10 protein-coding genes are annotated in these 9,503 nt (G+C 64.0%); 7 read left to right on the forward strand and 3 right to left on the reverse strand.

Going from position 1 to position 9,503, the window contains the following annotated elements; genetic code table 11:
• Nucleotides 1-124: 124 nt before the first annotated feature.
• A complete protein-coding gene (locus A3AS_RS0120955) occupies nucleotides 125-538 on the reverse strand; it encodes a DUF1304 domain-containing protein (protein WP_018319526.1) in 414 nt (137 codons plus the stop codon).
• Nucleotides 539-577: 39 nt separating this feature from the next.
• Here A3AS_RS0120955 and A3AS_RS0120960 point away from each other — a divergent pair, with 39 nt between their 5' ends.
• On the forward strand, nucleotides 578-1,108 hold the full coding sequence (locus A3AS_RS0120960; RefSeq protein WP_018319527.1) for a methylated-DNA--[protein]-cysteine S-methyltransferase: 531 nt from the start codon (nucleotides 578-580) through the stop codon (nucleotides 1,106-1,108).
• A gap of 81 nt (nucleotides 1,109-1,189) precedes the next feature.
• Here the strand turns inward: A3AS_RS0120960 and A3AS_RS0120965 are convergent, their stop codons facing one another.
• Nucleotides 1,190-1,558: a nuclear transport factor 2 family protein gene (locus A3AS_RS0120965; protein WP_026202199.1), complete on the reverse strand. Its 369-nt coding sequence runs from the start codon at nucleotides 1,556-1,558 to the stop codon at nucleotides 1,190-1,192.
• Nucleotides 1,559-1,741: 183 nt separating this feature from the next.
• Between A3AS_RS0120965 and A3AS_RS0120970 the strand changes: the two genes are divergently transcribed.
• Nucleotides 1,742-2,644: a LysR family transcriptional regulator gene (locus A3AS_RS0120970; RefSeq protein ID WP_026202200.1), complete on the forward strand. Its 903-nt coding sequence runs from the start codon at nucleotides 1,742-1,744 to the stop codon at nucleotides 2,642-2,644.
• 51 nt (nucleotides 2,645-2,695) lie between these two features.
• Here A3AS_RS0120970 and A3AS_RS0120975 read toward each other — a convergent pair whose 3' ends face one another.
• Nucleotides 2,696-5,485 carry a [protein-PII] uridylyltransferase gene (locus tag A3AS_RS0120975; RefSeq protein WP_018319530.1) on the reverse strand — a complete coding sequence of 930 codons (2,790 nt, stop codon included), beginning with the start codon at nucleotides 5,483-5,485 and terminating at the stop codon, nucleotides 2,696-2,698.
• 188 nt (nucleotides 5,486-5,673) lie between these two features.
• On the opposite strand from A3AS_RS0120975, the gene A3AS_RS0120980 reads away from it, so the two are divergent.
• The 5 genes from A3AS_RS0120980 to A3AS_RS43640 all read left to right on the forward strand — a co-directional run.
• Nucleotides 5,674-6,645 carry an aliphatic sulfonate ABC transporter substrate-binding protein gene (locus A3AS_RS0120980; RefSeq protein ID WP_018319531.1) on the forward strand — a complete coding sequence of 324 codons (972 nt, stop codon included), beginning with the start codon at nucleotides 5,674-5,676 and terminating at the stop codon, nucleotides 6,643-6,645.
• Between the two features lie 232 nt (nucleotides 6,646-6,877).
• On the forward strand, nucleotides 6,878-7,723 hold the full coding sequence (locus A3AS_RS0120985) for an ABC transporter permease (protein WP_018319532.1): 846 nt from the start codon (nucleotides 6,878-6,880) through the stop codon (nucleotides 7,721-7,723).
• A gap of 4 nt (nucleotides 7,724-7,727) precedes the next feature.
• Nucleotides 7,728-8,513 carry an ABC transporter ATP-binding protein gene (locus A3AS_RS0120990; protein WP_018319533.1) on the forward strand — a complete coding sequence of 262 codons (786 nt, stop codon included), beginning with the start codon at nucleotides 7,728-7,730 and terminating at the stop codon, nucleotides 8,511-8,513.
• Between the two features lie 55 nt (nucleotides 8,514-8,568).
• Complete coding sequence (locus A3AS_RS0120995) at nucleotides 8,569-9,078, forward strand: OsmC family protein (RefSeq protein ID WP_026202201.1); 510 nt, start codon at nucleotides 8,569-8,571, stop codon at nucleotides 9,076-9,078.
• A gap of 246 nt (nucleotides 9,079-9,324) precedes the next feature.
• Nucleotides 9,325-9,503: transposase family protein (locus A3AS_RS43640; protein ID WP_018319412.1), on the forward strand; the 179-nt coding region annotated here is incomplete at its 3' end.

Here is a 9,503-nt window from a genome sequence, read left to right on the forward strand (position 1 = left end):
CGATGGTCTTTTCCCGTCGATTGCAACGGTCGCCATCGCTGCCGAAGATTGTGGAGGAAGGTTCGCCGCCGCGCAAGGATCGCGGCGCTGCGCCGTAGCGTCTCAGGCCGAGGGGGCAGGCGTCTCAGGCCAGGAACAACGCGACCAGCGCGACCGCCGCCGGCAGCGCCTGCACCATCAGGATGCGGCTGCTGACGGTCGCGGCGCCATAGGCGCCGGCCACGATCACGCAAAGCAGGAAGAACGCCTTGATCTGGAATGCGAAGGCCGGGTTGCCGTGGACCAGACCCCAGATCAGGCCGGCGGCGAGGAAGCCGTTATAGAGGCCCTGATTGGCGGCCAGCACCTTCGTGATCTCGGCCTTCTCCGGCGTATTGCGAAACACCTTCAGGCCCTGCGGCTTGTCCCAGAGGAACATCTCCAGGATCAGGAAAAAGACGTGCAGCGCGGCGACCAGCGCCACCAGGATATTGGCGATCAGGATCAAGTTGAGCTCCCCCAGCGTCAGCTTTCGGGTGGACGATAGCACGGCCGGCATGGCAAGTGCGATGGCATGTTTCGATGCTATGGTGCCGCCATGCCCGGGCGATCAACCAAACCGTCTGCAAGCTTCGGCCTCGATCGCTTGACGACGCCGATCGGGATTGCTCTGCTCGTCACCGATGCCGAGGGTGCGCTACGCGCACTGGACTGGGAAGACTATGAGCATCGCATGCGCGAGCTCTTGCGCTTGCACTACGGTGCGGTCGATCTCAGCGACCGGCCTGCGCCTGCATCCATGCGAACGGCGTTATCGGGTTACTTCGAAGGCGATCTCGGTCAGCTCTCGGCCATCGCATGGCGTATCGCCGGCACGCCGTTTCAGCAGAAGGTCTGGAACGCGCTGGCTCACATCCCCGCCGGCACCACGATGAGCTACGGCGCGCTGGCCGCAAAGATCGATGTGCCAAAAGCCATTCGTGCCGTCGGTCATGCCAACGGCTCCAATCCGATCAGCGTGGTGCTGCCCTGCCACCGCTTGATCGGCGCCGACGGTTCGCTGGTGAAATACGGCGGCGGGCTCGAGCGCAAGCGCTGGCTGCTGCGGCATGAGGGAGTGCAGGTCTGAAAGTCAGTTTGAGAATGGATTGAGCGGACCGTGCCTGTGGCCGCACCTGCCTCATGGACGCTGCCTGCCGTAACGAATCCGTCAGACTTTCGACGTCATCACTTTCTGCACTATTTTCCAGGTCCCGTTCACCTTCAAGCACGACAGCAGGTCCGTGAAGGAACGCGGCGGAATACGCAGTTTGACTTTCAAGAGCGCGAGCTCGCTTTCAACGTCTATTGATAGGATCTGATCTTCCCGCTCGAAGCCCAGTTGCTTCGGAGCTTTCGTGTTGCGGACCACTGCCAGCCAGGACGCAATCGGCGTCACGCCCAATTTGCCGTCCTCGGCCACCTTCGTCACGGAACTCGAGGGGTGAAATATGGATGCAAACTTCTCAGCATCCATTTCATAGGCAGCGTCGAAATAGGTCTGCGCAAGCGAGCGCAAGGCGGGAACGTCCGTATCCATTGTCATCCTCAAAGCGCTTGCACCGGACTCATTCATGCGGTCCGGCAGCTGTGCCGAGCGTCGACCTGCCCATCGCGCAGAAAAGTGTTGCAGGTCGTCTCCCGTGCTCGCGCAAAACCTACGGCGAGGTGACTTATGAGACTAGGTGTCTTGAATGGCATGGGCTCATGAGCGATATTCATGATGATGACAGACGAAATGAACGACCTCGCCGCGTTTGCAATCGTGGCCCGCGAACGAAGCTTTACACGCGCCGCGATAAAGCTGGGTGTGTCTCAGTCTGCCTTGAGCCATACGATCCGGAGGCTTGAGCAACGGCTCGAACTGAAGCTGCTCGCTCGAACGACCAAGAGCGTTGCACCGACCGCTGCGGGAGCGGCTCTCCTGGAGGATCTGTCTCCGGCCCTTGAGCAAATCCGTCATGCCCTCGACAAGGCCCGAAGCATTCGGCGCCGGCCCGAAGGCCGCCTTCGAATTGTGATGTCGCGATCGGCTGCGGTGATGGTACTGTTACCGCGGCTCAGAGCTTTCGCTGAGGCCTACCCCGACATCGTTCTGGACGTCGTCACCGTCACTGGCCCAGTGGACCTCGTTGCAGGCGAGTTCGATGCCGGTATTCAGCTTGGCGAGTACATTCAAAAGGACATGATCGCGGTTCGTGTCACGCCCGAACTGCGATTGGCGGTCATAGGGTCGCCACGCTATTTCGCTTCACGACGCATCCCCGAAAAGCCGAGGGACCTGAGCGATCATCGGTGCATTACCCTGCGTCTTGCAGGTGGTCCATATCGGTGGGAGTTTGAGCAAGGACGAAAGTCGGTCACGATCAACGTGAATGGCCCGCTCATCATTGACGACACTCACCTGGTGATTCAGGCGGCGCTCGCCGGAGTTGGTATCGGGCTCGCCTATGAAGAGCAGGTCGCCGAACATATTGCGAAGCGCCGCCTTATTCGGGTGCTGGAGGATTGGACGCCGCTAATTCCCGGCTTCTTCATGTATTATCCCAGTCGTCAGCATCAACCAGCCGCGCTGTCTGCGCTCGTGAACGCGCTACGACACTCTGAGCAAAAGTCGGCGCGATGATAGTCAGGGGGCAGGGCCCATTAGCCGCGAGCGCGGAGTGACGAAGGAAGGTCACGCCGCCGGCTGGACCGCCTTGTCGCCGGCCATCACATGGGTCAGCGCGCTCTTGATCGCGGCCTGGCGGGTCGGCGCGCTGATCTGCGCACCCAGGAGGTCGGTGACGTAGAACACGTCGCGGGCGCGCTCGCCGAAGGTCGCGACATGGGCCGAGGCGATGTTGAGGTTGAGCTTCGAGATCGCGGTGGTCAGCTCGTAGAGCAGGCCGGGCCGGTCGAGACCGGAGACCTCGATCACGGTGTAGCGGTCGGACCATTGGTTGTTGATGGTCACCTCAGGCTCGATCACGAAGGGCCGTGCCTTGCTGCGCACCGTGCGCCGCGCCACCACTTCAGGCAGGCGCAGCTTGCCTTCCAGCACGTCCTCGATCATCTCGCCGATGCGCGTGGCGCGCCGTCCCTCGTCCTCGTCGCGGTCGTATTCGCGCGAGATCGAGATGGTGTCGAGCGCGCGCCCGTCGGTTGTGGTATAGATCTGGGCATCGACGATGTTGGCGCCGGCCGAGGCGCAGGCGCCGGCGATGATCGAGAGCAGCCACGGATGGTCGGCCGCGAAGATCGTCAACTCGGTGACGCCGCGGACCTCGTCGAAGCCGACATTGATCGCGAGCTTATGGCCGGCCTGTTCGCTGGAGCGGACGAAGCGGGCGTGGCGAATTTTTCGTGGCAGCTCGACCTTGAGCCAGTAGGCCGGATAGTGCCGGCCGATATAGGCATCGAGCTCCTCCGCCGGCCATTCGGCGAAGGCATTTCGGAATTCAGCGTAGGCGGCGGTGAGGCGCTTGCCGCGGTCGACCTCCGAGAAGCCGCCGGTCAGCACCGGCTCGGTCTCGTAGTACAGCGAGCGCAAGAGTTGCGCCTTCCAGCCGTTCCACACCCCGGGACCGACGCCACGGATGTCAGCGGTGGTCAGGATCGTCAGCAGCTTCATCTGCTCGACCGACTGCACCACGGCGGCGAAATTCTCGATGGTCTTGCGGTCGGAGAGGTCGCGCGACTGTGCGACCGTGGACATCGTCAGATGCTCCTCGATCAGCCAGGCGATGAGCTCGGTGTCGGCCGGGCTGAACCCGAGCCGCGGGCACAGCCGTCGCGCCACCTTGGCGCCGGCGATCGAGTGGTCCTCCGGCCGGCCCTTAGCGACGTCGTGCAGCAGCGTTGCGATGTAGATCACCGACCGGTGCTCGGGCCGGGACTTGCGCATGAGGTCGCTGGCCAAAGCGAATTCCTCGATGCCGCCGCGCTCGATGTCCTGGAGGAAGCCGATGCAGCGGATCAGGTGCTCGTCGACGGTGTAGTGATGATACATGTTGAACTGCATCATGGAGACGATCTTGCCGAAGGCACGGATGAACTGGCCAAGCACGCCGGTCTCGTTCATCCGCCGCAGCACGATCTCGGCGTTGTCGGAGGTCAGGATCTCCATGAACAGCCGGTTGGCCTCGGGATTCTCGCGCATCTGCGCGTTGATCAGGCCGAGCGATCTCGTCACGTCGCGCATCGCATCCGGATGGAAGGCGAGGTTGTTCTTCTGCGCGAGGCGGAAGATGCGGATCAGATTGACCGGGTCGTGCTTGAACACGTCGGGTGCGGCAACGTTGATGCGGTTGTTGTCCACGATGAAGTCGTCGCTGTCGGGGACGCGCCGCTTCGCCGCGGTCGGCCGCAGCCGCGCCATCATCCGACTCAAGACCGGCGCGGGCTTGGCCTGCTGGTCCTCGAGCTTGGCGCAGAGGATGGCGGTGAGGTTGCCGACTTCCTTGGCGACCAGGAAGTAGTGCTTCATGAAGCGCTCGACGTCCTGCATGCCGGGATGCGAGGTGTAGCCGAGCCGCACAGCGATCTCGCGCTGGAGGTCGAAGGAGAGACGCTCTTCGGCGCGGCCGGAGTAGAAATGCAGATTGCAGCGCACCGACCAGAGGAAATCGGCGCAGCGGCGGAAGCTGCGGTATTCCTGCGCATCGAACACGCCGCGCTCGACCAGCTCGCCGGTGTCACGGACGCGGTAGACGTATTTGGCGATCCAGAACAGCGTGTGCAGGTCGCGCAAGGCGCCCTTGCCGTCCTTGACGTTGGGCTCGACCAGATAGCGCGACTGGCCGCCGCGGCGGTGTCGCTCCTCGCGCTCGGCGAGCTTGGCGGTGACGAATTCCGATGCGGTGCCCTGCACGACCTCCTTGTCGAAGCGCGCGACCAGCTCCTCATAGAGCGGCTTGTCGCCGGTGAGGAAGCGCGTCTCCAGGATCGCGGTGCGGATGGTCATGTCGCCGCGCGCCTGCCGGATGGATTCGTCCACCGATCGCGTGGCGTGGCCGACTTTCAGCCCCATGTCCCAGAGGCAATAAAGGATAGCTTCGGCGACCTGCTCGCCCCAGGCGGTCTGCTTGTAGGGCAGGATGAACAACAGGTCGATGTCGGATTCGGGCGCCATCAGGCCGCGGCCGTAGCCGCCGGTCGCGACCACCGCCATGCGCTCGGCTCCGCTCGGGATGGGCGAGCGGTAGAGATGGCGGGTCGCCGCCGAATACAGGATACGGATGATCTCGTCCTGCACGTGACAGAGCCGCTCGGCGCAGCGACGGCCGTGGCGGTCCTTCAGAAGGATTTCCTGTGCCGCGGCGCGTGCCGCGATCAGCTCGGCCTTGAGCAATTGCGCCATGGCCGTGCGGAACGCGTCCTCGCGTCCCTGGTGCTTTTCGGCAAGCGCATCGACCGCGGCGGTGATCCGCGCAGTGTCGAAACGATCATCCACCTCGGCCTTGTGCTCAGTCGCGACGCTGTCCATGTCCCACCGGATATAAGAGGTGACAGGCGCTGTCACCCGCCATTCTCTGGCAATAGTCGTTCCATGCTGGAAAGGCGCGGCTTTGGGCAAATCTGTTCTCGGCCGGCGCGCTTTCGAGGGGCGGATTTTCTCGTTGACCTCTAGATATAACTCATTGAAAAACAATGAAGTTTTGGAGGAGGCTGGGCATGACCGGAATTACACGACGCATTCTGTTGGCGGGAGCGGTTGCGCTCGCCGTGACCCCCGCGGCCAAGGCGGCCGATCCGCTCAAGGAAATCCGCATCGATTGGGCGACCTACAATCCGGTGTCGATGGTTCTTAAGCAGAAGGGGCTCCTTGAGAAGGAGTTCGCCAAGGACGGCATCACCGTCACCTGGGTGCAGTCGGCCGGCTCCAACAAGGCGCTCGAATTCCTCAATGCCGGCTCGATCGATTTCGGCTCGACCGCGGGTTCGGCGGCGCTGGTCGCCCGCATCAACGGCAACCCGATCAAGTCGATCTATGTCTATTCGCGCCCTGAGTGGACGGCGCTGGTGACATCGAAGGATTCCAAGATTGCCGGCGTCGCAGACCTCAAGGGCAAGCGCGTCGCGGTGACGCGCGGCACCGATCCGCACATCTTCCTGGTGCGTGCGCTGTTAGGGGCGGGCCTCACCGAAAAGGACATCACCCCGGTGCTGCTCCAGCACGCCGACGGCAAGACCGCGCTGATCCGCGGCGACGTCGATGCTTGGGCCGGCCTCGATCCGATGATGGCGCAGGCCGAGGTCGAAGAGGGCGCAAAGCTGTTCTACCGCAAGGCCGAAGCCAACACCTGGGGCATCCTCAATGTGCGCGAGCAGTTTTTAAAGGACTATCCCGACGCTGCCCGCCGCGTCCTCGCCGTGTACGAAGAGGCGCGCAAATATTCGCTGGCCAATTACGACGAGCTGAAGAAGACCTTCATCGCGGTCACAAAACTCCCCGAGGCCGTCGTCGACAAGCAGCTCAAGGAGCGCACCGAGCTCACCCATAGCCGCATCGGCGCGCCCCAGCGCGAGTCGATCCTCGCCGCCGGCCTCGCCCTCCAGCAAGCCGGTGTCGTCGATGCCAAGGTCGACGTGAAGGCGACGCTGGATGCGTTGATCGACGATCAGGTCCCGCTGCCGACGAATTGATTGGCAGGGAAGAGGCAGGCACGGCGCTGCAAACTCCGCTGTCTCCCGGACAAGCGAAGCGCAGATCCGGGACCCATAACCACAGGAAGATGTGGTTGCGAGGACTCGGAGTGACCGTCTTCGCCTCAAACCCCTTCCTGTGGTTATGGGTCCCGGCCTTCGCCGGGACGACAGCAGCGGCCGCGGCAAGAGTAGTGTTGCATTCCCGCCCGAGACGCGCTTCCTACCGGCCATGATCTCCGACGCGCCAGTCCTGCAACAATCTTCGGAACCCGCCGAAAGTGCCGCCGCACCGTCGCGGCTGTCGCGCTATGCGCGGCCGATGCTGGGCGTGCTGCTGCCGCTGACGCTTGCGCTCGGCTGGGAGCTCGTGGTCTGGTCCGGCTGGTCCAACGGGCGCCTGGTGCCGCCGCCCTCGCGCGTGTTTGCCACGATCACCGAGCTCGCGCGCTCCGGCGAGCTGGTCCGCCACATCGCGGCGACGCTGTGGCGCGTCGGGCTCGGCTTCGCCTTCGGCGTGGTCGCGGGCACGCTGCTTGGCGCCATCTCCGGCTATTGGTCGCTGGCGCGGCGGCTGCTCGACCCGACCGTGCAGGCCTTGCGCGCGATTCCGTCGCTCGCCTGGGTGCCGCTGTTCATCCTCTGGCTCGGCATCTTCGAGACCTCGAAGATCGCGCTGATCGCGGTCGGCGTGTTCTTTCCGGTCTATCTCGGCGTGATGGGCGCGACCCTCTCGGTCGATCGCAAGATCGTCGAGGTCGGCCGCACGTTCCGCCTCTCCGGCTTCGCGATGATCCGCCGCATCCTGCTGCCGGCGGTGCTGCCGGCCTATGTCGTGTCCTTGCGCGTCGGTCTCGGCCTCGGCTGGATGTTCGTGGTCGCGGCCGAGCTGATCGGCGCCTCCGAAGGCCTCGGCTATCTCCTGCTCGACGGCCAGCAGCTCGGCAAGCCCGCGCAGATCCTGGCCGCCATCGTGATCTTCGCCATCCTCGGCAAGCTCACGGACTGGTTGATCGAGGTCGCGGCCGCGCCGTTCCTGCGCTGGCAGGATGCCTTCGGGCGCGCGAAGGGAGCTTGAGGCAATGCTGGCGCTCGACCGGGTCAGCAAGACCTATCCCAACGGCGTGCAGGCGCTTTCACGCTTCTCCGCTGAAATCAGGCTGGGCGAGATCATCGCCATCATCGGCGGCTCCGGCTGTGGCAAGTCCACGCTGCTGCGTGCCATCGCCGGCCTCGATCGCGCCAGCGCTGGCACGGTGACGCTCGACAACGAGGCGATCGTCTCGCCGCATGCCAAGATCGGCATCATCTTCCAGGAGCCGCGGCTGCTGCCCTGGCTCAGCGTCGCCGACAATATCGGTTTTGGACTCGCCGATCTGCCCGCGGCCGAGCGCCGCGAGAAGGTCGCGCGTGCGCTCGAACGCGTCGGGCTGGCGGAAAAGGCGCAGGCCTGGCCGCGCGAGCTCTCCGGCGGACAGGCGCAGCGGGTTGCGATCGCACGCGCGCTGGTGCCGCAGCCGGAGGTGCTGCTGCTCGACGAGCCGTTCTCCGCGCTCGATGCCTTCACCCGCAGGGATCTCCAGGATCATCTGCTCGACCTCTGGGCGGACACGCGGCCGACCCTCATCCTCGTCACACACGACGTCGACGAGGCCGTGGTGCTGGCCGACCGCGTGCTGGTGATGCGGCCGCGGCCGGGCCGGTTGTTCGACCAGATCGAGATCAATCTCGGCCGGCCGCGCGACCGCAATTCGCCGCTGTTCGAGAATTTCAAGCGAAGTGTGCTGACGTCACTCGACCGTTCGCTCGACCGCAACGTGCCCGACCGTGACGCAACCCAGGGTCCCGGTCAGGCCATGTGGTGGTGACAATTTCGCTCTGAACCGGTACATCGAGGGGGCAATTTTCCGGGAGAGAACGAAAATGGACGCTGCAGGGCTGCGCCAGATGCAGGCTCCGATCAAGGAGCGCTACAAGACCGATCCCAAGACCGCACTGATCACGCTGAAGGCCAAGGGCTCCACCGACAGCGAAGGCATCGCCTGCAAGGTCGAGACCGGCCGCGCCATCGCGCTTGCCGGCCTGCATCCGGCGACCGGCGGTTCCGGCCTCGAGCTTTGCTCCGGGGACATGTTGCTCGAGGCGCTCGTCGCCTGTGCCGGGGTCACGTTGAAGTCGGTCGCGACTGCGATCGAGGTGCCGCTCAAGACCGGCAACGTCTATGCCGAGGGCGATCTCGATTTCCGCGGCACGCTCGGCGTCGACAAGGAGACCCCGGTCGGCTTCGCCGAGATCCGTCTGCGCTTCGAGGTCGATACATCGGCGCCGCAGGACAAGCTCGATCTCCTGCTCAAGCTGACCGAGCGATATTGCGTGGTCTATCAGACCATCAAGAACGGCCCGAAGGTGTCGGTGTCGATGCAGCGGATGTGAGTCTCTTACCCTCCCCTGGAGGGGGAGGGTCGATCGCGCATAGCGCGAGCGGGGTGGGGCGATCTCTCCACTCGGGCGCCGTCGCCGTTGAGAGACTGTCACCCACCCGTCTCATATTTCGCTGCGCCCAATATGAGCCGACCCTCCCCCTCCAGGCAGGGGAATCGCATATGGGTTTTGTCTAGCTATTGCATTGGAAGGCAAGACGGATTCTGAAGACGACTCCCGGAAGACGGAGGGGGTCGGATGCAGAAGTTCAGAAAGGCCTTTCGGCGGTTGCCGGACCCGCGCGCGGACAATGCCCGGCATGATCTGCTGGAAGTACTGTTCATCGCGTTGGCGGCGACGTTGTGCGGGGCGGATTCGTGCTCGGACATGGCGGACTTCGGACAGTCGAAGGAGGAGTTGTTGCGGCTCTTCCTTCG

The sequence above is a fragment of the Bradyrhizobium sp. WSM2793 genome, from assembly GCF_000379585.1.
Classification (GTDB): Bacteria; Pseudomonadota; Alphaproteobacteria; order Rhizobiales; family Xanthobacteraceae; genus Bradyrhizobium.